Annotated in this window: 20 protein-coding genes; 6 read left to right on the forward strand and 14 right to left on the reverse strand. The window is 66.0% G+C overall.

Translation table 11 applies throughout. From position 1 onward, the window contains the following. Positions 1-2 precede the first annotated feature (2 nt). Positions 3-203: a hypothetical protein gene (locus tag AWB81_RS44725; protein WP_143753647.1), complete on the reverse strand. Its 201-nt coding sequence runs from the start codon at positions 201-203 to the stop codon at positions 3-5. Between the two features lie 237 nt (positions 204-440). Between AWB81_RS44725 and AWB81_RS18285 the strand changes: the two genes are divergently transcribed. Beyond that, a complete protein-coding gene (locus tag AWB81_RS18285) occupies positions 441-1,913 on the forward strand; it encodes an NCS1 family nucleobase:cation symporter-1 (protein WP_062637865.1) in 1,473 nt (490 codons plus the stop codon). Between the two features lie 22 nt (positions 1,914-1,935). Here the strand turns inward: AWB81_RS18285 and AWB81_RS18290 are convergent, their stop codons facing one another. Further along, a complete protein-coding gene (locus AWB81_RS18290) occupies positions 1,936-2,259 on the reverse strand; it encodes a hypothetical protein (protein ID WP_062637868.1) in 324 nt (107 codons plus the stop codon). Between the two features lie 167 nt (positions 2,260-2,426). Here AWB81_RS18290 and AWB81_RS18295 point away from each other — a divergent pair, with 167 nt between their 5' ends. Next, positions 2,427-3,416, forward strand: coding sequence for an alpha/beta fold hydrolase (locus tag AWB81_RS18295; RefSeq protein WP_062637870.1), 990 nt, complete (start codon positions 2,427-2,429; stop codon positions 3,414-3,416). Positions 3,417-3,423: 7 nt separating this feature from the next. On the opposite strand, the gene AWB81_RS18300 is transcribed toward AWB81_RS18295, so the two are convergent. Beyond that, entirely contained in the window at positions 3,424-3,669 is a 246-nt protein-coding gene (locus AWB81_RS18300; protein ID WP_143753648.1) for a hypothetical protein, read from the reverse strand. A gap of 111 nt (positions 3,670-3,780) precedes the next feature. Here AWB81_RS18300 and AWB81_RS18305 point away from each other — a divergent pair, with 111 nt between their 5' ends. From AWB81_RS18305 to AWB81_RS18315, 3 genes are all read left to right on the forward strand, one after another. Then, complete coding sequence (locus AWB81_RS18305) at positions 3,781-4,770, forward strand: AraC family transcriptional regulator (protein WP_062637873.1); 990 nt, start codon at positions 3,781-3,783, stop codon at positions 4,768-4,770. Positions 4,771-4,929: 159 nt separating this feature from the next. Then, positions 4,930-5,265, forward strand: a complete 336-nt coding sequence (locus tag AWB81_RS18310; RefSeq protein ID WP_062637926.1) for a superinfection immunity protein — start codon at positions 4,930-4,932, stop codon at positions 5,263-5,265. 101 nt (positions 5,266-5,366) lie between these two features. Beyond that, positions 5,367-5,753, forward strand: a complete 387-nt coding sequence (locus AWB81_RS18315; RefSeq protein ID WP_062637875.1) for a DUF488 domain-containing protein — start codon at positions 5,367-5,369, stop codon at positions 5,751-5,753. Between the two features lie 9 nt (positions 5,754-5,762). Here the strand turns inward: AWB81_RS18315 and AWB81_RS18320 are convergent, their stop codons facing one another. From AWB81_RS18320 to AWB81_RS18370, 11 genes are all read right to left on the reverse strand, one after another. Next, a complete protein-coding gene (locus AWB81_RS18320) occupies positions 5,763-6,356 on the reverse strand; it encodes a dioxygenase family protein (RefSeq protein WP_062637877.1) in 594 nt (197 codons plus the stop codon). A gap of 28 nt (positions 6,357-6,384) precedes the next feature. Beyond that, positions 6,385-7,092 carry a transcriptional regulator NanR gene (locus AWB81_RS18325; RefSeq protein ID WP_062637879.1) on the reverse strand — a complete coding sequence of 236 codons (708 nt, stop codon included), beginning with the start codon at positions 7,090-7,092 and terminating at the stop codon, positions 6,385-6,387. A 70-nt stretch (positions 7,093-7,162) separates the two neighbouring features. Beyond that, a complete protein-coding gene (oiaK, locus tag AWB81_RS18330) occupies positions 7,163-8,542 on the reverse strand; it encodes a 3-oxo-isoapionate kinase OiaK (protein WP_235025828.1) in 1,380 nt (459 codons plus the stop codon). Beyond that, entirely contained in the window at positions 8,539-9,783 is a 1,245-nt protein-coding gene (locus AWB81_RS18335) for a ribulose-bisphosphate carboxylase large subunit family protein (protein ID WP_062637881.1), read from the reverse strand. The genes oiaK and AWB81_RS18335 overlap by 4 nt, the downstream gene beginning before the upstream one ends. 26 nt (positions 9,784-9,809) lie before the next feature. Beyond that, a complete protein-coding gene (locus AWB81_RS18340; protein ID WP_062637883.1) occupies positions 9,810-10,640 on the reverse strand; it encodes a phosphogluconate dehydrogenase C-terminal domain-containing protein in 831 nt (276 codons plus the stop codon). A 37-nt stretch (positions 10,641-10,677) separates the two neighbouring features. Further along, positions 10,678-12,048 (reverse strand): MFS transporter, encoded by a 1,371-nt coding sequence (locus tag AWB81_RS18345; protein ID WP_062637885.1) that lies wholly within the window; start codon positions 12,046-12,048, stop codon positions 10,678-10,680. 219 nt (positions 12,049-12,267) lie between these two features. After that, positions 12,268-13,704: an MFS transporter gene (locus AWB81_RS18350; RefSeq protein ID WP_062637887.1), complete on the reverse strand. Its 1,437-nt coding sequence runs from the start codon at positions 13,702-13,704 to the stop codon at positions 12,268-12,270. A gap of 185 nt (positions 13,705-13,889) precedes the next feature. Beyond that, the gene (locus tag AWB81_RS18355; protein ID WP_062637889.1) at positions 13,890-14,705 is read right to left on the reverse strand and encodes a shikimate dehydrogenase family protein; all 816 of its coding nucleotides are present in this window, start codon (positions 14,703-14,705) and stop codon (positions 13,890-13,892) included. 7 nt (positions 14,706-14,712) lie between these two features. After that, positions 14,713-15,705, reverse strand: coding sequence for a 2-hydroxyacid dehydrogenase (locus AWB81_RS18360; protein WP_062637891.1), 993 nt, complete (start codon positions 15,703-15,705; stop codon positions 14,713-14,715). A 30-nt stretch (positions 15,706-15,735) separates the two neighbouring features. Continuing rightward, positions 15,736-16,926 carry a YncE family protein gene (locus AWB81_RS18365; protein ID WP_062637893.1) on the reverse strand — a complete coding sequence of 397 codons (1,191 nt, stop codon included), beginning with the start codon at positions 16,924-16,926 and terminating at the stop codon, positions 15,736-15,738. Positions 16,927-16,973: 47 nt separating this feature from the next. Continuing rightward, complete coding sequence (locus AWB81_RS18370; RefSeq protein ID WP_062637895.1) at positions 16,974-17,747, reverse strand: glucose 1-dehydrogenase; 774 nt, start codon at positions 17,745-17,747, stop codon at positions 16,974-16,976. 148 nt (positions 17,748-17,895) lie between these two features. Between AWB81_RS18370 and AWB81_RS18375 the strand changes: the two genes are divergently transcribed. Then, on the forward strand, positions 17,896-18,798 hold the full coding sequence (locus tag AWB81_RS18375; RefSeq protein WP_062637897.1) for a LysR family transcriptional regulator: 903 nt from the start codon (positions 17,896-17,898) through the stop codon (positions 18,796-18,798). Positions 18,799-19,068 lie beyond the last annotated feature (270 nt).

Raw genomic sequence — 19,068 nt, forward strand, 5'->3', positions numbered from 1 at the left:
ATTCAGATGCTGCGGCGCGCTTCGTCGGGCAGCGGGTCCTTGCGGGCGGCGACGTCGAGCGCCATGTTCCAGAACGCGTCGACCTCGTCGGGCGGCAGGTCCGAAGCGTTGATGCCGCGCAGCCGGCAAATCAGCGCGAGCGTCTCGCCGGCGGCGGCGAAGGCGTCGTGCATGTCGCGAGAGGAGAGACGTTTCTTTTTCATGTCCGGCTTATCGGCAGCCGGCGAGCACAACTTTAGGCCAGCGCTTTCCGCCGGCGCGACCGTTTCCCGCCGCGCCTCAAAAAAACAAATTGATGCGGCAGACGCGGCCCGCCGCATCGAGTAATCTCAAAGCGATGGTTCGCCGGATTGTCGTTCAACCGAACACATGCAGTCGATGTGATGCAGCCAAGCAGGCAGTTGCCGCCGCCCGGCGCTGCCGGACCCGAGGAGACATCCATGGCCGATACCCCCGTCGCCCACGCATCCGCGTTCGACAGCGACGCGCCCATCACCGACGCCAACGAGCGCCTCTGGAACCACGACCTCGCGCCCGTGCCGCGCGCGAAACGCACCTGGACCGGCTACAGCATCTTCGCGATGTGGATGTCGGACGTGCACAGCGTCGGCGGCTATACGTTCGCCGCGAGCCTCTTTCTGCTCGGCATCTCCGGCTGGCAGGTGCTGCTCGCGCTCTCGGTGGGAATTCTCGTCGTCTACGTGCTGATGAACTGGGTCGGCAAGCCGAGCCTCACGCACGGCATCCCGTTTCCCGTGATGGCGCGCGTCAGCATGGGCGTGATGGGTGCGAACCTCGCGGCGCTGATTCGCGGCGTCGTCGGGATCGTCTGGTATGGCGTGCAGACCTATTTCGCGTCGAAGGCGGTCGCGACGCTCCTGTTGCTCTTCGTGCCGTCCGCGATCGCGCTGCGCGACACGATTTTCCTGCGCCTCGACCTGCTCGGCTGGGTCAGCTTTCTTTTCATGTGGCTCTTGCAACTCATCATCTTCCAGCGCGGCATGGAAATCATCCGCAAGTTCATCGACTTCTGCGGCCCGGCCGTCTACGTGGTGATGATCGTGCTGATGGGCTGGATTTTGTCGCGCGCGGGACTCGACAGCCTGAACCTCACGCTCGGCGGCGAGAAGCTTTCCGGCACGGCGCAATTCCTCGGCATGGGCAACGCGATCCTGCTCGTCATCAGCTATTTCGCCGCGCTGCTGCTCAATTTCGGCGACTTCTCGCGCTTCGCGAAAAGCGAGCGGCAGATGAAGATCGGCAACTTTCTCGGGCTGCCGGTCAACTTCATCGCCTTCGCGATCATCACGGTGATCGTGACCTCGGGCAGCGCCAAAGTCTTCGGCACGATGATCATGGACCCGGTCGAGATCGTCTCGCGCATCGACAACAAGATCGCGGTGGCGATCGGCAGCGTGACGTTCATCATCGCGACGATGGGCATCAACATCGTCGCCAACTTCGTGTCGCCGGCTTACGACATCGCCAACCTGTTCCCGAAGCACGTCGACTTCAAGAAGGGCGGGCTGATCGCCTCGGTGCTCGCGGTGCTGGTCTGCCCGTGGATCTTCGTCGACAGCCCGAAGGCGATCACGATCTTCGTCTCAGTGTTCGGCGCCGTGCTCGCTCCGATGTACGGCGTGATGATGGCCGACTTCTATCTCGTCAAGAAGCAGGTCGTGCAGACCGCCGAGCTCTACACGATGTCGCCGAGCGGGCGTTTTTACTACGACGGCGGCTGGAACAGGGTGGGGCTCGTCGCGCTTCTGGTGTCGGGATTCATCTCGGTCGGCTGGGAGATCAGCACGCAACTTCTCAAGCTCTTGCCGGCGAACAACTTCGGCTGGCTAATCGGCGCGGTGGCGGGCGCCGCGATCTACACCATCGCGATGCGCAGCGCGAAGCGCGTATAGCGCCCGGGCTGCGAGCAGGCGCTCATTTCAGCCACTTGCGCACGTCCTCTTCCCACGCCGGCTGGCCGCAGTCCGGCGGATTTTCCGGGCCGAGCACGGTGATATAGCCCTGCGTCTTCATGCACGCCTCGTAGGCGCGCACCTGTGTGCAGCGCCCGGCGCCCGCCTGTTTCGCGGACTGCTTGCACGTGTCCATCGCGCGGTCCATGGCGGAGAAGTCGGCATCGGCGTTCCCGTTCGCGGACGGCGGCGGATTGCCGCCCATCGAAAATTCGACGGGCCCGCTCTGCGCACACGCGGCGAGCAGGGCGGTGCAGCCGGCGAGCAACAGGGATCGCGTTTTCATTGTCGGAACTTCCTCTGCGAAGGCGTGTGGCGGCGTTCGTTCTGCGTCTGGCCAGGACGCCCGGTCCTTCATTATTATGAAGTGGTTTGCGCATAGACGGCCATAAGCGAGACCGCGCTCTCGTGCCGTCCCGCCATCGCGATCCGAATAAAAAACAGGGGTGTCCGATGCAACCGTCCAGACGCTTGCGCCTCTTCGCGCGCTCACTCGCGTGCTCGTTTGTAAGCATTGCGCTGCTGACTCCGGCTTTACCCGTTGCCGCCGAACAAATCGCGCTCGGGCAGAGCGAACTGTGCGGCCTCGACACCTTCCGGCCGGACCGTGCGGGAACGTTGCGGGAGCAAGTCGTCGAGGGAAGGAACGGGCCGCTCGCGTATTACCGTTTCGGGCACGGCACGCCCGTCGTGCTGATTACGGGCTACCGCGCGAGCATCGCGGAATGGGACGCGTATTTCCTCGGCGAACTGGCGCGCCATCACGATGTAATCGTGTTCGACAACCGTGGCGTCGGCCGTTCGACCGGCGTGACCGGACGCTACGGCCCGGACTACGGCATGCGCGACATGGCCGCCGACGCGGCCGATCTGATCGCGAAGCTCGGCTTGCGGCGTGTGGCCGTCGTCGGCTGGTCGATGGGCGGGATGATCGCGCAGGAGCTTGTTGCCGGGTCGCATCGTGGAATCGACCGGCTCGTGCTGATCGCCACCGCGCCGCCCGGCCCGCGGGCGACGCCGCTCGCGGCCACAACCGGTGAAGTGTTGTCGAGCCACGGCCCCGACGCGTTCGGGAAGATCATGGGCGTGCTGTTCCCGCCGGACGCGCTCAGCGACGCGATGAAATGCTTCGCCAGCGACATGTTCGCGCTGCCGGGCTACAAGGAGACGCCGTTCGACGACGCGGTGGCGGCACAGCAGAACCGCGCGATGGAGCGCTGGTTCGCCGATGCCGCCGCAGCGAACGCGCTGCGGCGCGTCACAGTGCCGACGCTGATCGTCGCGGGTGAGCGCGACGACGTCCTTGCGCACGCCAATGCCGAAGCGCTAAACGAACTCATCCCGCGGTCGCAACTACGCATCGTGGACGATGCGGGACACGCGATGATGTTCCAGTATCCGCTCGCCCTCGCGCGAATGATCGACGCGTTCGTCCAGCGATGAGCGTGCGCTATTGCTTCATCTTGCCGGTCGAACTGCCGCCGGACGCGCTGTTGGGCGCCATGCCCTTTTCGCGCTGCTGCATCAGCGTGCCTGAGCCGCCGCTGGGCGCACTCGCGGCAGGGTCGCTCTTGGCTGCGTTGCCCATGTTGGCGCCCTGGTTCGCGCTCGGCGGCGTCTTGGCGTCGTTCTGGGCAAAGGCGCTCGTGCTCGCGATCAGGACGAGGGCGGCCGTCATCGTTCGAAGGGGTTTCATGGTTGTCTCCGTATGTCCGGTTATCCGGTGCTTTTCTTTCAGCATCCTTCGTGCCGCGAACCGCAGGGTTAAAGTTGTCGTCCTGTCCCTACACACTGACTGCCGAAAAATATGGACTTGCTAAGCCGGCTTCTTTCGTTGATGCCCGTCAGCGGGCGTCTGGATGTCAGATGCCATTTCGGCGCGCCGTGGGCGATCGAGCAGGCGGCCGCGGGCGTGCGTGAGATTCCCTATCACGTGCTCCTGTCAGGCAGCGCGATCGTCGAGGACGGCAATGGAGCGCCGCAACAACTGATCGCGGGGGACATCGTCGTGTTTCCGGGCGGTTCCGCGCACCGCATCCACGACGGCAGCGGCAAGCCGCCGCTACCCATCTCCGAGCGGCAAGGCAACGGCTTTGCCGTGGCCGGCAACGGACCGGAGCCGGGCGGCGAGCAGGACGGTGTCGCCGACATCCTGTGCGGCCGGTTCCTGCTCGGCGCCATGCCCGAGCGGCTGCTGCGCGATCATCTGCCGGGAAGGCTGGTCGTGCGCAGCGCGGCGGGCGGCGAACCCGCGCAAACATCCGCCGACGCGCTCCCGAGCGCCTCCCGCCTGCGACGTCTGATCGAACTGATGCGGGAGGAAGCCTCCGACGAAGGTCCGGGCAGCGCGTCGCTCGTGAGTCACTTGTCGGGCGCGCTTTTCGCGCTGACGCTGCGCTTCGCGAGCGAGGGTTCGCAGCCGCCCGCGGGGCTGCTGGCGCTCGCGGCGCGGCCGCGCTTGTCGGCGGCGCTGATGGCGATGTTCGAGCGGCCCGGTGAAGCCTGGACGCTCGACCAGTTCGCCGCGCTCTGCAACATGTCGCGGGCGACGTTCGTGCGCCAGTTCCAGGAGGCGATCGGCCGTTCGGCAACCGACGTGCTGACCGAAGTGCGCATGACGATGGCGGGACGCGCGCTGCTGGAGACGGCGGCGCCTGTTGCGCAGATCGGCGAATCGGTCGGCTATCAGTCCGACGCCGCGTTCCAGCGCGTCTTCAAGCGCCACATCGGGGTGACGCCGGCGCGCTGGCGTGCGTCGGGCGGGCGGGAGAGTGCGGCGGACGCGCAGAGCGAGTGACCCGCCTGGCGGCCGTCGCGCAATCGCCGCGCCAACAATCTTTTGTTGCAAACGACATTGATCCTTCGGGATGCCGTGCCTAGCATGTTTCGATCACCCCGCCGCATGATTCGATGCGGCACCGGGTCACCGGGGCCACGACGGCCGATGGGAGCAAACATGCTGAAGGTAATACTTGAAGTACTCGCGGCGATCGCCGTAACCGGGATCTACCTGCTGCCCGCGATTCTCGCCGACCGCACCAAACGCCGCTCGGTGCTGTTGCTCGCGCTGTTCAACCTGCTGCTCGGCTGGACCGTGATCGGCTGGATCGCCGCAATGTACTGGGCGTTTCATCCCGACAGCGCGCGCATGCTCGGGCGTATCGCGAAGAAGAACCGCCGGGCGTCGGCGCAACATACCGTCGATGCCATCGTGTCGCGCGCCCGGGCACGCGGCGCACGGCGCGCGGGGATCGGTTTCGCTCATGGCATGGAGCGCAGCGGTGGGGATTGATCGCGCAGGGCTCTGCATGCGATGTGCCTCGTGACGATTGCGGCGCGCGGATAAGATTCCGTGCGACAACATCGCCATCGAACAGGCATGAGGAACGACGCATGAGCATCCGCATCATTCAGCTGGGCAGCGCACGTGTCGAGGACGAAGGATTGCGCATCGGCACCGTGCGTCGGCCGCCGCGCGGCGTGCCGAAGGCCGAATTCGCCTCGCGCGACTATTACGACGTCTGGTTGCCGATTCTGTCGCCGAGTGCCGAGTTGATGACCCAAGGCCGTAACGCCACCGACGACGCACAATGGTCCGCATTCGAGCGCAAGTTCCGCGCGGAAATGAACGCCGGCGACGCGAGCAAGGTGCTCGACCTGCTCGCCGCGCTCTCGAAGACGTCCAGTTTTTCGGTCGGCTGCTATTGCGACGACGAGCGCCGCTGTCACCGCGGGATTCTCAGACAAATGCTCGCGGATCGCGGCGCGCAGATCGTATGAAGTGCAGTTTCAAGTGACGATCACGAAGTCGAAGTGCGCCATCTCCGGCTTTCCGCTTTCGTCCGTCGACATGAGCAGGCGCCGGTCGAACAGGCCGTCGCGCGTGTTCTGCGGCTCACGGGGAAAATAAAGCTGAGTGACGAGCACCGGCCTATTAGGCGCCTGCACCGATACATGAAAATGCCGCGTGCGCCCGGGATACAGGCCCGGCACAATGGTTTCGAGGCAGTATCGGCCGTCGCTGTCGGCGAACTGATGGCCGCGCAGGCGAAAACCGTCGATGTCGTATTGACCGGCGTCGTCCGCGTGCCAGAAATCGAGCAGTGCGCCCGGAATCGGCTGGCATCGCACCGAGATGACGCGTCCCGTCAGCACGATCCGCGTTCCCGCGATGCCTTGTTCGACCAGCATCGTCCGCTCCGGCGAGTTCGGCAGGAAGAAGGGTCCGGCGGTCTGCCGGGGCGTGGCGTGGTGATCGTCGGCGCAGGCGGGCGTGGGCTCTGCGGCTTGCGCTGTTTCCATCGACAACAAAAGCGCCGCCGAGGCCGCGCCGGAGCGGCAAAGAAAGTCGCGCCGCCGTAGATTCACGCTTCTCGCACGCATCGCCGATGCTCCTTGCAGCGCTTGATCGCTAAGTGCGGATTAACGTCCGGTACAGCTCGTTCGCGCGGCTCAGATGCGCGCGCATCGCTTCGGCTGCGGCGTCGCCATCGCGCGCGCCGATTGCATCGACGATCCGCTGATGCTCCGCGAGCGTCAGTTCCTCGGCGCCCGGAGCCCGGACGAGCGGCCGGTAGTATTCACCCGCCCATCTGAACAGCGACTCGACAATCGACGGAAAAATCGGATTGCCGCTGATCTGCGCGATCTCGCGATGAAACGCCATGTCGCGCTCGATGAATTCCTCCAGATTGACCATCGACGCGCGCTGCTGCGCCACCTTCAGTTGCAGCCGGGCGACGTCTTCCTCGGTGGCTCGCTCGGCGGCCATCCGCGCCGTGCCGGTCTCCAGAAACATGCGCGCGTGCTTGAGGTGTTCCAGCATGTCGGGTTGCGTGCGCAGCAGATGCATCGCGCCGCCCGCGATCTGTGCGATCAGGCGTTCCGCGGTCGGCACGACGACGCGCGCGCGCTCGCCATGCACGATCTCGACGATCCCCGAGCGTTCGAGCGTCTGCAGCGCCTCGCGGATCGCCGGCCGCCCGACGCCATAGATTTCCATCAGTTCGCGCTCGGACGGAAGCTGCGCGCCGGGCGCGATTTCCCCGGTGCGGATGCGCTCCATCAATCGGTCGAGTACTTCCTGATAGAGCTTGCGACGCTGAACGATTTCAGCCATTGAATCTTCCGTGCGTTTGACTTAGTGGTCTGATGAGATTACCACGGAGGCACGGAACCGAGTCGCGCGGTCAGTTGAGCAGCCGGCCTTCCCGAACCGCGCCGAAAAACGAGGCTTCCCCGATCTGCCCGCCCTTGAGCACGATTTCGAGACCGTCCCGACGAACGTCGTCCGACCACGCGCGGCACAGCGGCGCGCCCGGCGCGAGTCCGCCAGCGACGCTCAGTGCCGAAATGCCGAGCGCGCTCGCGACTTCGCCGGAACTGTCGCCGCCGGCCACCACGACGCGCCGCAGTTCCACGCGATCGAGCAGGCGCCGCATCACATCGGCGAGCGCACCGCCGACGCGCCGCGCGGCGTCCTGACGCGAGAGGCCGGCGTCGCGCGCGATCGAATCGAAGCCGAGCACGGCGGGATCGTCGGGGCCTTCGGCGCTGAAGACGAGCGCGCTTTGCTCCTGCCGCAGCGCCTGCTCGGCGACGTCGATCACGCGCGCGATTTCGGCATCGCCCTCGCGCGGGTCGAGCGCGCGCCGCAGATCGACCCGCTCGACGCAAAAGCCGTATGCGCGCGCCCAGCGGATCTGGCCGGCCGTGACTGGCGAACAACTGCCGCTCACGGCGGCGATCGCGGGCACGGGTCCGGCAGCGGGCAGGGCGGGCGTGGCGGGCAAGAGGCCGCACGCGCGCCAGTGAGCGGCGAGCGCGTACTGCAATCCCGACGACGACGCGCTGAACACACCTGCGCCACGGTTTTCCCAGACGAGCCGTCCGGCGGCCGCGAGCGTTTCCTCGTCCAGCACGTCGATCATGACGACCGGCGTGTCGTCGCCCTGGAGCGCGTGACATGAAGCGGAGGCGTCGGGCGCGCGCACCCGCACCATGTCGATCAGTTCGATGCGGCGTTCGGTCTGCTGTCGCAGATGCACGCGCAGGTCGGCTTCGTTCATCGGCGTGACGGGATGGCGCGACATCGTCGGATGGCGGTCGAGCCGGTAGCCCGCGCCGTCGACGGCCGCGAACAGATTGCCGAACGCCTGGTAGCGCTTCAGCCGCGGCGCACCGACGATCATCGGCGACCAGCTTCCCGGCATGTGCGTCACGCCTAGGTCGATGGCGCGCCCGATCGAGCCGATCGCAGGCGACGAATCGAAGGTCGAGCAGACCTTGTATTGCAGGATCGGTGCGCCGAGCGCGGCCAGCGCGGCGAAAACGGGCGGCAGCGCGTCGTCCATCCATTGCGGGCTGCGTCCGCGCGACGATCCCGCCAGCCCCACGCAGCGCACCTCGGGAAAGCGCGCGAGCAGTTCGGGCGAGGGCGTGTCGAGACAGAGCAGGGTGGGGACGCCCGCGGCCGTCAGCGCTTCCATCGCGTCGGTCGAACCGGTGAAGTCGTCGCCGTAATAGGCGAGCAGGAGGCCGTCGGGCCAGTCCTCCGAATGCGAACTCATCGCCAGAACTCCAGCGCGGCGGCGAGCGCCGGATTGCGCTGTGCATGCCGTTCGAGCGGCACGCCCTCGATTGCCGCGACCCATGCTTCGCGCAACGCCTCGACGCCCGCCGCGACGCCGCCCGGATGGCCGAAGATCCCGCCGCCCGCGGTATGAATCAGGTCCGCGCAGCCGATCGCGGCGAAGGTGTCCGCGGCCTGCAGGCCCGTCTGGCCGGAACTGAAGACGGGCATCGCGGGCATCGGCGCGTCGGGCATCACGGGCGAGAGCACGGCGCGTGCGGCGGCGATCACGCTGTCATCGGGCTCGCTGAACTTGTTGCGCAGGCCGTTCACGTGCAGGTGATCCGCGCCCGCGAGACGCCAGATCATCTGCCACGGCGCGTAATCCCAGCCGAGTTCCGGACTGCGCGACAGGTAACCCCAGCCCGCGCGATGCGCATGGATCGGCAACTGGCTGTGACGCCGCAATTCGTGCATGCCGACGAGCCCGATCGAATTGAGCACGGCCATCACGCAGGTGCCGCCTTCGGCGAGCACGAGATCGTGGCGGCGCTTCATCTGGTCGAGATCGCCCGTGATGTTGAACGCGACCATCGCCTTCTTGCCGGTGCGATCCGCGTGCTCGTTCACGACACGCATCACCGCGCGCACGCGTTCGTCGAACGGGCAATGCGGGCCGTCGCCCTGCAGTTCGTCATCCTTGATGAAGTCGATGCCGCCCGCGACCAGTTCGCGCACCTGCCGCGCGGTCTCGTCCGGCGACAGGCCGACGCTCGGCTTGATGATCGTGCCGATCAGCGGCCCGCGCTCGACGCCGGCGAGCCGGCGCGTGCCTTCGATGCCGAACGCCGGCCCCGGATAGGCGCTTGCGAACGACGGCGGCAGGCGCAGGCCCGTCAGCCGCAAGCCCGACACCTGACGCAGCTCGAACAGGTTGCCGGCAATCGTCGACATCAGGTTCGGCAGCGACGGCCCCAGGTTTTCGATCGGCCACGACAGTTCCAGCGCGCAGCGCGTGTACACCTTCGATTCGATGCCGCCGGGCAGGCTGGGTTTGTCGGCGCGATCGAGCACGTCGAGGCGCTCGACGCGCGCGCCCGAGCGCGCCTTCAGTTCGGGCGTCTCGTTCGGCAGCGCGACGAAGGTGCCGCTCGACTGCTCGCCCGCGATGACGTCGGCGGCGAGGTGCGGATCGACGCCGGTTTCCAGCCAGTAGGTCGCGTGGATGCGTTCGGTCACGATGGGTTTCCTCGACGAGTGCGGTTTCAGGTGATGCGGCGGATGCTTTCGGCGATTTCTTCGCGCTCGAAGACGTTCTTCCAGTCGTCGCGCATGAGGCGCGGCTTGCCGAACTCGATCGCCTTGTTGCAGGCGTCGGAGAACGCGCCCGGAATTTCATTGAAGATCACCGCACCCAGAATGTTCATGTGGCCGAGCAGGAAATCGCGCGCTGCTTCCTTCGGCACGCCGCGCTTCACGGTTTCCTCCATCGCTTCGCGCATCACGTAGAGCAGGGTGGCGCAGATCGTCTCGGAGAGGCCCGGTTCCAGCAGCGCCATCTGGTCGACCGTCAGCCGGTACGAGCGCAGGATCGGCGCGTAGATCACCTTCGCGACCGCTTCGCCGAGATCGAATGCTTCCTCCGGGCCCTGCATCAGCGCGCTCGTGATCGACTGCTTCGCATGGGCGCCGCCGAAGAAGTCGCGACGCGCCTCGGTCGTCGATTCGTCGTTGAAAATCAGCGGGTGGCACGGATGCGCGACGAAATAGGTCAGGTCGGGCCGAGCCGGCAGATGGCCGGCGAAGGGCGCTGCGGCATCGAGCGTCATCACCATCGTGCCGGGACGCAGCTTAGGCGCGAGTTCATGACTCAGCTTGCCGATCAGCGTGTCGGGCACGGCGAGAATCACGACATCGGCGCCGTCGATGGCCGCATCCGCCGAGACGCATTCGACACCCAGTTCGTCCTTCAGCCGCTTTCTGCCGCCTTCGCCCGGCTCGACGTGCGCGACGCGGTAATCCGATTTCAGCAGGTTGCTCGTCAGGCGGTAGCCCATCTTTCCGCCTGCGCCAAAGAGTGCGATCTTTTCCGTCATTTCGTTTATCTCCAGAGAGTGAGTGTGTCGAAGCGCGCTATTTCGTGTGCGAATGCGCGTTCAGTCCGACCGGGACGGATGCATCGGCGGCCGGGCGACGCGAGGTCGTACCGATCGCGAAAGCGAGTCCCGCCGAGAGCAGCATGAACGCCCCGACGATGAACATCGGCGCCTGATAGGAACCGGTCGCGTCCTTCACGGCGCCGGTGATGTAGGGCGCGAGAAAGCCTGCCAGATTGCCGACCGTGTTGATCAGCGCGATGCCGGCCGCGGCTGCCGCGCCGGACAGGAAGCGCCCAGGCAGCGCCCAGAAGTTCGGCAGCGCGGAGAAGATCGCGCAGGCGGTCACCGTGATGACGGCGATGCTGGCCGTCGGCGATTTCATGTAGAGCGCGAGCGGAATGCTCGCCGCGCCGACGAGCGCCGGAATGCCGATGTGCCAGGCGCGCACGCCGCGTTTCGTTGCGTTGCGGCTCCACAGGAACAGGGCGAGCGCGGCCGGCAGGTACGGAATCGCAGTGATCAGGCCTTTCTGGAACACATTGAAGTGCGTGCCGAAACGGCCTTCGAAGCCGCCGATGATCGTCGGCAGGAAGAACGCCAGCGCGTAGAGACCGTAGATCAGGCCGAAGTACATCAGCGCGAACATCCAGACGCGGCCGCTCGTCATCGCGGCGCCGGGACGCAGCGTGTGCGGTGCGGCGGCGACGGTTTTCGCGCGTTCCTCGGCTTCGAGTTCCGCCGTGAGCCAGTTCTGCTCGGCGGGTGTGAGCCACTTCGCCTGCGACGGGCGGTCGGCGAGATAGAACCACGCGATGAACCCGACGATGATCGCCGGGACTGCCACGCCGAAGAACATGATCCGCCAGCCGGCGAGGCCGAACGCGCCGTGCGCTTCGATCAGGAGGGCCGCGACCGGCGCGCCGATCACGATGGTGAGCGGCTGAGCGAGATAGAAGAGCGCGAGGATGTGGCTGCGATGCCGCGCGGGCACCCACATGCTGAGGAACAGGATCGCGCCGGGAAAGAAGCCGGCTTCCGCGACGCCCAGCAGGAAGCGCAGCGTGTAGAGCCCCGGGATGCTGCTGACCCAGGTGAAGAGCAGCGCGACGATGCCCCACGTCACCATGATCCGCGCGAGCCAGCGGCGGGCGCCGAACTTGTGGAGCGCGAGGTTGCTCGGGATTTCGAGCAGGATGTAGCCGATGAAGAACACGCCGGCCGCGAGTCCGAACTGGGCGGCGGTGAGGCCGAGATCCTTCGTCATCCCGTTCGGGCCGGCGAAGGAGATCGCGGTCCGGTCGAGGAAGTTGATGAAGAACATCAGCGCCACGAACGGCACGAGACGTAGCGACACCTTGCGTATGGCCGATTTTTCGACCGCCTGGAGATCTGCTGCACTTTGCATTTCGCCTCCTCCAACTACGTGGGATGGATGTGGAACCGTTTTTTGTTTTACTGGTGTGATGAGTAGACCATGAGGTGTGATCTGCGGGGTATCGGGGAATACGCGGGGATCAGAAGCGGGAATTGGACTGACGAATGACGCCGGGCGCCCCAAAAGAAAAACGGCTGCTTCGAACGTATCGAAGCAGCCGTGCAGCGAAAACCGTCGAGCAGTCGCTCGTTATGAAGATCGTCGAGCCACGGGCTGATCGGCCGGCATCACAGGAACCTCTGCGGCGTCGCGCAAGTCATCGAGATCGCGGCCGCGCGTCTCGGGCGTGTACCACGTCGTCGCCACGCCGATCGCGCTCAGGATCGCGACGTAAGTGGCAAGCGGAATCCACGCGAGGATCGTGCCCTGGCTGCCGCCCCAGTGCGCGGTCGCCCAGGCGATGATCGATGCGCCGATGAGCGGCGCCACCCCGCCCGCGATGACCGCCGACACTTCGCGCCCCACCGCGACGCCCGCGTATCGGTGCTGTGCGCCAAAGAGTTCGGGAAGCAGCGCGCCTTGCGTCGCAAACATGCCCCAGACGCCGGCGAGGGCGACGCACAACATCGCGACGCTTGCCGTCGCATTGCCCTGGCTCAGCACCCACCAGGTCGGATAGGCGAGCAGCAACTGATACACGGCGAACGCGCGATAGACGGGAATCCGTCCGAAGCGGTCGCTCAGCATGCCGGTCAACGGAATGATCACCGCTCCCGAGGCGCCGGCCAGCAGCAGCGCGACTGGTCCGATCGGTCCCTTGAGGCCGGTTGCGGTCGCGATGTAGCTGATGGCAAGCGACTGATAGATCGACGAACCGCCGTTCTCCGCCATCCGCAAGCCGATGACCTTGAGGAGCGTCGGCTTCGAGTGTTTGAGGAGGTGCTTCAGCGGACTGTCGTTGACTTGCTGGCGCGCTTCGAGCTTGGTGAACGAGGGCGACTCCTTGAGCTTCAGCCGGATCCAGACCGCCACCGCGATGATGACGACGCTCAACAGGAACGGGACGCGCCAGAGCCAGCTTTGCGAAATGTCCTCGACGCGCACCAGCGCGAAGTAGATCGCGGCCGCCATCACGGTCCCGAGCAGCACGCCCATGAACGGCAACGCCGCGAAATAGCCGCGCCGCTTCGCTGGCGCGTATTCGGCCATCAGCACCGCGGCGCCGGCCTGTTCCGCGCCGGCTCCCAGTCCCTGCAGCAGGCGGCAGCCGACGAGCAGGATCGGAGCCCAGACGCCGGCGCTCGCGTAGGTGGGCAAAAGGCCGATGAGCGTGCTGGCGACGCCCATCAGCAGGATCGTCGCCATCAGGACGAACTTGCGACCATACCGGTCGCCGAGCGTCCCGAAGATGATGCCGCCCACGGGCCGGATCGCGAAGCCCAGGAAGTACGCGCCGAAGCTCGCGATCAGGCCGATGCTCGGATCGCTCGACGGGAAGAACAGCGGCCCGAAGATCAGCGCCGACGCGAGGTTGTACAGCGCGAAGTCGTAGTATTCGAGCGCGCTGCCAAGCGACGCGGCCCACGCGGCGCGATACAGGTCGGCGGTCGTGACCTCCTGCTTGCGGCTGCCGGCATCGATACTGGTTTCGCCCGGGGCGGCCGCGATGGTTTGCTGGTGTTTCATGATGTCTCCTCCAATGTGGATGCCGTTCCTGATCACCTGCGTGATCCGGACGGCCCGTTCTGCAACGCAGCGTGCGAACGCCGCTTTTGACCAGATTCACAACGCTGAATCCGTCCTCGTCTTGTCGCGAGGTGCCGGATCGCACTGGCCACGCTTTCCTTCGTCGAGACGGAGCCCGCCTGGGCTTAGCCGACTCGCGCGATCTCGTCGAGCAAGGCCGCGCTCATCACGTCGAGCGGGGCGGGCTTGCCCGTGTACAACTCGATTTGTCCGCAGAACTGATGCAGCAGCATCCGCGTTCCGTCGACCACGCGACATCCGGCCGCTGCGGCGTCGCGAATCAGCTTCGTGCGCACGGGGATGAACGCCGCATCCATCACGAACAGGTGCGGCGCAAGCTGACCGGCACGCAGCGGATTGACGTCCGGCGCGCGGAATCCGGCCGCCGTCGCATTGACCACGCCATCGAACGCGGCGGGGTCGAAGTCGTTCAGGTCACCGCCGAAAGCGAGCCCGAAGTCGCGGGCCAGATCCAGTCCGCGCGACGCGGTGCGGTTGAACACGGTCACCCGGGCGCCGGCGCGCCGTGCGCCCCAGGCGATGGCGCGAGCCGCGCCGCCTGCGCCGAGCAGCGCGACGCGGCGGCCGTCGAGCGGCGTCACTTCTTCGAGCGCGCGCACGGCACCCGTGCAGTCGGTGTTGTAGCCCGTCAGGCGGCCGTCGCGATTGTCGATCGTGTTCACGGCGCCGATTTCGCGCGCGGTTTCGTCGAGCGCGTCGAGGTGAGGGACAACGGCCTGCTTGTGCGGCATCGTCACGTTGAGCCCGCGAATGCCAAGCGTGCGCATCGCGTTGATTGCGCCGGCGGCGTCTTCGATGCCGAAGCTGACGAACGTGTAGTCCACGCCGAGCGCACGGTACGCCGCGTTGTGCACCTTCACGTTGAACGTGAACGGCTGGCCGGCAAGGGAGCCGCAAAGGACTGGAATCGAATGAGGCATGGTCGCTCTATTCCTTCGACAGGTCGTAAGCCGCGACGGCTGCTTCGCCGTCGAGCACGCGCAACAGGTTCTGGGTGGCGAGTTCGGCCATCGCGCGCCGCGTCTCGTGCGTCGCCGACCCGATGTGCGGAAAAGGCGTGACCTTCGGATGCGTGCGCAGCGGCGAATCCTGCGGGAGCGGTTCGACGGCGAACACATCGAGGCCCGCCGCGCGCAGGTGGCCGCTGTCGAGCGCGGCGAGGAGCGCGTCCTCGCGTACGATCGCGCCGCGCGAGCCGTTGACGAAGATCGCGCCGGGTTTCATCGCGGAGAATGCCTGCGCATCCATCAGGCCGCGTGTTTCGTCGGAGAGGGGCAGGGTGAGTGCCACGATGTCCGCGCGACGGAGCACTTCGTCGAACGACGCACGCACCGCGTGTTGTGCGAGCGATGCCGGTACCTGCACGTCGAACGGGTCGTGGAAAACCACCGGCATGTCGAACCCGAGCGCCGCGCGCCGCGCGACCGCCTGCCCGATCCGGCCGAAACCCAGCACGCCGAGTGTCTTGCCGTGCACGTCCCAGCCGAACAGGTCTTCGCCGATATTGCGCGTCCACCCGCCATCGCGCACGTGGTTCGACAGTTCGACAAGACGCCTCGAAGCCGCGATGATCAGCGCGAACACGGTGTCCGCGGTCGTCTCGGTCAGGACGCCCGGCGTGTGGCACAACGTGATGCCGCGCCGCTTCAGGCAGGCGAGATCGTAGTTGTCGACGCCGACCGAAATGCTCGAAATCACCTGCAGACGCGGTGCCCGGTCCAGTTCCTGCGCGCCCAGTTTGAAGCTCGAACCGATCAGGCCATCGGCGTCGTGCAGCGCTTCCCGAAAACGCGGCAATTCCTCCGCGCGCCTCGGGTCGGCGATGGTCACGTCGTGCCACTCCCGGATTCGTTCGAGCAGGTCGTCCGGAATCTTGCGGAAGACCACGACGTGCTTGCGTGCTGTACTTTGCGTTGACATTGCTTCTGTCCTCCTTGAATGACGGGTGCTTCAGCGCGGCATCGTGCGAAGCGACGAAGGGCCGCCCGTCAGCGCGATCCGTTCGCCGGTATCGCGCAGATGGCCGCCGTTCACGGCGAAGATCGCGAGTTGCTTCTCGACGTTGAACTGCACGATCAGATGCTTGCTGTCGGCGGTGAACACGATTCCCTGCGCGGCTTCTCCGCCCGGCGCCTCGGAGACCTTCACGGCCTGCCCGTCGCGAATCGCGAAGAGAAGGACCTTGCCGCGCGAATGTCGTCCGGGGTTGTCGGGCGTCAGGTTGGAGCCGCCCATCGCCTGGACGCCGATCCACTTGCCGTCGGGCGAGATCGCCACGCCCTCGGGCAGCGACGGCACCGTAATGTGCTGGACTGCGCGAAACGGTTCGTGCGAAACGTCGATCAGCGTCACGGTGTCGACGTCGCCCGCGAGCTTGCCCGCATAGGAGGGCAGGCCGGCCAGTCCGACGTTGCTCACGACGGCCCATTTGCCGTCGCTCGATATGTCGATGGTGTAGGGCGCCACGCCGCTCGACAGGCGCACGCCACTGTCGGTCACGCGGCCGTCGGTGACGTTCAGGACGGCGACGCCCTGTTCGTCGCGCAAGGCGACCAGTGCGTGGCGGCCGTCGTGCGTGAAACTTACGCCGGAAAGACGCTTCTGCGCGATCTTCAGCGTATCCACGAGCGTCACGCGATTCCCTTCGATTCCGAGCACCGCCACGCTGCCGTCGATGCACGCGGCGAGCGCGAGGCGTCCGGCGCGGTCGATGGCGATGCCCTGCGGATGGCTGCCGATATCGAGCCGGCTGACTGCGGGCGGCGACGCCTGCAGGTCGACCACCTGCACGAACGAATCCATCAGCAGCTTTTTTGCCGCGTAGTCGTAGCGCGTCGGCGCGCCGACCAGGGCGACGGTGGCATCCGGCGTGATCGCGACAGCCTGTGGCGGACCCTGGATGCCGTTCTCGACCTCCACCTGCACCTTGACTTGTGGCGGGAAGCGGCTGGCGTCGAGCAGGGTCAGCGTGTCGGGGCCGGGGTTGTCGGGAAAGGTATCGCGGCCTTCGACGCGCTGATACTTGCCGTCGTTGCCTGAGACGATCCAGTCGGCGGCCTGCGAGGCGCAAGCCGTGACGGCGATGATCAGGCCGGCGAGCGCCTGCGCGCAGCGGGTCCGGTTCGCAATGGGTGAACGCATTCAATGTCTCCTAGATGTCTTGTTGTGGTGCCGCGTATGCGGGTAACTCAAACGACGCTGGTTAGCCCGCCGTCGACGAAAAGCGTCTGCCCGTTCACGAAATCCGACGCCGGCGACGCGAGGAACACCGCGGCGCCGCACAGCTCTTCGACACGGCCCCACCGGCCCGCCGGCGTGCGCTTGCACAGCCAGTCGGAGAAAGCGGGATCGTCGACGAGCGCGCGGTTGAGATCGGTGGCGAAGTAACCCGGCGCGAGCGCGTTGGCCTGAATGCCGCGTCCTGCCCACTCCGCGCACATGCCCTTGGTAAGCATGCGGATGGCGCCTTTCGTCGCCGCGTAGGGCGCGATGCCCGGCCGCGCCAGTTCGCCCTGTACCGAACAGATGTTGATGATCTTGCCGCGACCGCGCGCCAGCATGTGCCGCGCAACGGCCTGCGAGACGTGAAACGCGCCGTCCAGGTTGACGCGCAGCAGGTCGTTCCAGTCGGTGGCGGTGAAATTTTCGAGCGCCGCTCTGCGCTGGATGCCGGCGTTGTTCACGAGGATGTCGATTGCGCCGGCGCGTTCCTCATACGCATCGACCGCGTCAGTCACCTGCGCGGGATTCGTCACGTCGAAAACAGCAATATCCGCGCTAAAGCCTTCGTCGCGCAAGCGCGCCGCGACGGCGGACGCCTTTTGCTCATTGCGATCGTTGATGACGACCGCGGCGCCTGCGCCTGCGAGGCCGCGCGCCAGCGCGAGTCCGATCCCGCGTCCGGAGCCGGTGATCAGGGCGCGTTTTCCGCACAGGTTGAAAAGCTGCAGTGTCTCGTTCATGTTCTGGGCCGCATTTGCGCGTGTCCGGGTTGTCTCCGCATGTATGCAGTTCACCTGAAGCGCGGCGATCGCGCCAATAGTCTTTCGTGACGCTGTTATCATGAATCGTGATTACGAATGACGGGCGTCTGGAAACCGGAGACACGCCATGGAACTGAAGCATCTGCGCGCGTTCGTGGCGCTTGCCGAGGAATTGCATTTCGGACGGGCCGCGCAACGGCTATGCATCGTGCAGCCGGCGCTGAGCATGCAGATCAAGGCGCTCGAAGAAGAACTCGAAGTGCGGCTCCTGGAACGCGACCGCCACAAGGTCGCCCTCAGCGAAACGGGTCGGCTTTTTCTGCCCGAGGCGCGCGCCACGCTGCATCAGGCAATGCGCGCGGAGCAGACCGCGCGGTTGTCCGCGCGCGGAGAGATTGGCACGCTGCGCATTGCGTTCGTGTCGTCCGTGCTGCCGAAGCTCCTGCCGACGCTCATTCGAAGCATGCATGCGCGCTATCCGCTCATCACGCTCGAACTGAAGGACATGCCGACGCCGGATCAGATCGCCGCGCTGCACGACAACAAACTCGATTTCGGACTGATAAGGTTGCCGGTGACGGGCGCCGGTCTGGAGACGCGCGTCGTACTGGAAGAGCCGTTTGTCGTCGCGTTGCCGGACGATCATGCGCTCGCGGCGCTCCCACTGATTCGCCCGCCGGACCTCAACGGCTATCCTGCGTTCGTGCTGGCGCGGCGTTACGCCCCGGGCTTTCACGACGAGATGCTGGTCGCGTTGAAGCGTCAGGGCGCGGATCTCGAAATCGCTCAGGAGCTGGGGGAATTCAGCACCATGCTCGCGCTGGTCGCGGCGGGCCTCGGCATTGGCGTGATTCCAGCCGAAGCAGCTGCCGCGTTGCCACCTAAGGTCGTGGCGCGGCCGCTCGAACTCGACAGTCATCGGGCAGGCATTGGGCTCGCGTTCACGCACGCGGATAGCGCCGCCAAACGCGCGCTGCTCGACATGATGGAGTCGTGCGCGGGCGAGTGTCGCAGGATCGACGGCGCGTAAGACCAGGCCGCCTGAAAGCGGAAATTTGAACTTGGGACCTACATCATATGTCGAGGCTATTTTGAAATGTCGGAGTCCCGGCTCATTAGAAATGTCGGATTTTGAGTTTTATAAATCTCACTGTAAAAGCTCATTTCGCTACCGCGGCTGCCCGCAGTTCGGCGCTTCTCAGCATCATCGCGTTCAGGTCGACCGGCTTCAGTTCGCGTTGCTTGCGCGTGTTGTTGGCCCGCATCTTCGGCCTGACCGGCTCGCCCTGATTCGTCCTTG

Origin of the sequence: Caballeronia arationis, from assembly GCF_001544975.2 — a bacterium.
Taxonomy (GTDB): domain Bacteria; phylum Pseudomonadota; class Gammaproteobacteria; order Burkholderiales; family Burkholderiaceae; genus Caballeronia; species Caballeronia arationis.

Coding starts and splice junctions, on each gene's coding strand:
- AWB81_RS18300 (WP_143753648.1), bottom strand. CDS start 3,669: ATGAAACCCCTTCGAACGATGACGGCCGCCCTCGTCCTGATCGCGAGC.
- AWB81_RS18350 (WP_062637887.1), bottom strand. CDS start 13,704: ATGAAACACCAGCAAACCATCGCGGCCGCCCCGGGCGAAACCAGTATC.
- AWB81_RS18315 (WP_062637875.1), top strand. CDS start 5,367: ATGAGCATCCGCATCATTCAGCTGGGCAGCGCACGTGTCGAGGACGAA.
- AWB81_RS18295 (WP_062637870.1), top strand. CDS start 2,427: ATGCAACCGTCCAGACGCTTGCGCCTCTTCGCGCGCTCACTCGCGTGC.
- AWB81_RS18370 (WP_062637895.1), bottom strand. CDS start 17,747: ATGAACGAGACACTGCAGCTTTTCAACCTGTGCGGAAAACGCGCCCTG.
- AWB81_RS18355 (WP_062637889.1), bottom strand. CDS start 14,705: ATGCCTCATTCGATTCCAGTCCTTTGCGGCTCCCTTGCCGGCCAGCCG.
- AWB81_RS18340 (WP_062637883.1), bottom strand. CDS start 10,640: ATGACGGAAAAGATCGCACTCTTTGGCGCAGGCGGAAAGATGGGCTAC.
- AWB81_RS18290 (WP_062637868.1), bottom strand. CDS start 2,259: ATGAAAACGCGATCCCTGTTGCTCGCCGGCTGCACCGCCCTGCTCGCC.
- AWB81_RS18345 (WP_062637885.1), bottom strand. CDS start 12,048: ATGCAAAGTGCAGCAGATCTCCAGGCGGTCGAAAAATCGGCCATACGC.
- AWB81_RS18375 (WP_062637897.1), top strand. CDS start 17,896: ATGGAACTGAAGCATCTGCGCGCGTTCGTGGCGCTTGCCGAGGAATTG.
- AWB81_RS18365 (WP_062637893.1), bottom strand. CDS start 16,926: ATGCGTTCACCCATTGCGAACCGGACCCGCTGCGCGCAGGCGCTCGCC.
- AWB81_RS18325 (WP_062637879.1), bottom strand. CDS start 7,092: ATGGCTGAAATCGTTCAGCGTCGCAAGCTCTATCAGGAAGTACTCGAC.
- AWB81_RS18360 (WP_062637891.1), bottom strand. CDS start 15,705: ATGTCAACGCAAAGTACAGCACGCAAGCACGTCGTGGTCTTCCGCAAG.
- oiaK (WP_235025828.1), bottom strand. CDS start 8,542: ATGAGTTCGCATTCGGAGGACTGGCCCGACGGCCTCCTGCTCGCCTAT.
- AWB81_RS18320 (WP_062637877.1), bottom strand. CDS start 6,356: ATGCGTGCGAGAAGCGTGAATCTACGGCGGCGCGACTTTCTTTGCCGC.
- AWB81_RS18310 (WP_062637926.1), top strand. CDS start 4,930: ATGCTGAAGGTAATACTTGAAGTACTCGCGGCGATCGCCGTAACCGGG.
- AWB81_RS44725 (WP_143753647.1), bottom strand. CDS start 203: ATGAAAAAGAAACGTCTCTCCTCTCGCGACATGCACGACGCCTTCGCC.
- AWB81_RS18285 (WP_062637865.1), top strand. CDS start 441: ATGGCCGATACCCCCGTCGCCCACGCATCCGCGTTCGACAGCGACGCG.
- AWB81_RS18305 (WP_062637873.1), top strand. CDS start 3,781: ATGGACTTGCTAAGCCGGCTTCTTTCGTTGATGCCCGTCAGCGGGCGT.